This window comes from Sphingobium sp. BS19 (assembly GCF_027925545.1).
GTDB lineage: Bacteria > Pseudomonadota > Alphaproteobacteria > Sphingomonadales > Sphingomonadaceae > Sphingobium.
The window spans coordinates 1-1520 of the sequence record NZ_BSEF01000068.1 but is presented as its reverse complement, the minus strand read 5'-3'; the positions used below and the strand labels follow the sequence as shown (position 1 = coordinate 1520).

1 protein-coding gene is annotated in these 1520 nt (G+C 60.5%); it reads right to left on the bottom strand.

Features of this window, described 5'->3' with window-relative positions; genetic code table 11:
- Positions 1-74: 74 nt before the first annotated feature.
- Positions 75-1435, bottom strand: a protein-coding gene (locus QMG56_RS23165) for an IS3 family transposase (protein ID WP_231729325.1) whose coding sequence is annotated in 2 segments (ribosomal slippage) — positions 75-1088 and positions 1091-1435 — 1359 coding nt in all. Because the reading frame shifts where the segments join, the coding sequence is not laid out codon by codon here.
- Positions 1436-1520: the final 85 nt, after the last annotated feature.

The following is a 1520-nucleotide window of genomic DNA, read 5'->3' as shown; positions in this document are numbered from 1 at the left end:
TGTCCGTCGTCAGAACATTTGGCACAACTCGCGGCGTAAATTAGCGGAGTGCGGGCCTCGTCCTGGGGTTGATATTAAGCGGCGATCTTGCGGTGGAGCAAGCGGCGATGTTCGATGGTCTTCCGTTTGATCCTTTCGCGCTGTTTGATGATGGCATCGGCCCTGCCGAAGTAGGCGTCGGCGGGCGTCACGTTGTTCAGGCTCTCGTGGTAACGTCGGTGGTTATAATGCTCGACGAAGGCTTCGATCTGGGCCTCAAGGTCACCGGGCAGGAAGTAATTTTCGAGCAGGATGCGATTCTTGAGGGTCTGATGCCAGCGCTCGATCTTGCCCTGGGTCTGGGGATGCATCGGAGCGCCGCGCACATGGCTCATTTTCCGGGCCTCGATATATTCCGCCAGTTCACCCGCGATGTAGCTCGGGCCATTATCCGACAGCAGCCGAGGCTTGTGCAGCACCGTTGCGCTGTCGCAACCCGAGGCCTCGAGCGCGAGGTCCAGCGTGTTGGTGACATCCTCGGCTCGCATGTTGGTGCACAGCTTCCAGGCGATGATGTAGCGCGAGAAGTCGTCGAGCACGGTCGACAGATAGACCCAGCCCCAGCCAATGATCTTGAAGTAGGTGAAGTCGGTCTGCCACATTTCGTTCGGCCGCGTCGTCTTGGTGTGGAACGCATCGGCTGCCCTGATCACGACGAAGGCCGGGCTGGTAATCAGATCATGGGCCTTGAGCAGGCGATAAACCGTGGCCTCCGACACGAAGTAGCGCTTCTCGTCGGTGAAGCGCACCGCCAGTTCGCGGGGCGACAGATCGGTTGTATCCAGCGCCATGTCGATGATCTGCTGCTGGATATCGTCGCCGATGCGGTTCCACACCCGGCGCGGGGCCGATGGCCGATCCTCCAACGCCTCCGGGCCGCCTTCGAGATAGCGGTCGTACCAGCGATAGAAGGTCCGGCGCGGGATGCCCAACTGCTCCAGCGTGCGCCAGGCCGGGAGGTGCGACTGTTCGACGATCCGGATGATCTCCAGCTTCTCGGATGCAGGGTATCTCATTCGTCGTCGCCCCCATCCGCGATCATGCTTTTTTTAAGCAGGCGGTTCTCGAGGGTCAGGTCGGCCACGCATTCCTTCAGCGCACGGGCTTCCCGGCGCAGATCCTGGACCTCGCCGGTGGTTGCGGCACGGGCGGTATCGCCGGCGAGCCGGCGCTTGCCCGCTTCCATGAACTCCTTCGACCAGGTGTAGTACAGGCTCTGGGCGATCCCTTCCTTGCGGCACAGTTCAGCAATGCTGTCATCGCCGCGCAGGCCTTCAAGCACGATCCGGATTTTATCCTCGGCAGAGAAGTGCCGGCGTGTCGCCCGCCGGATGTCCTTCACCACCTGCTCCGCAGGAGCCTTCACCGATTTTTTCAAGGAGGATTTGGGCTTCATCTTCGTTCCTTCGTCACTACGACGAAGCCCAAATCCTCCTTAATTCACAACCTCAAATCTGTGCCATTGGCGCTGACGCCGGACA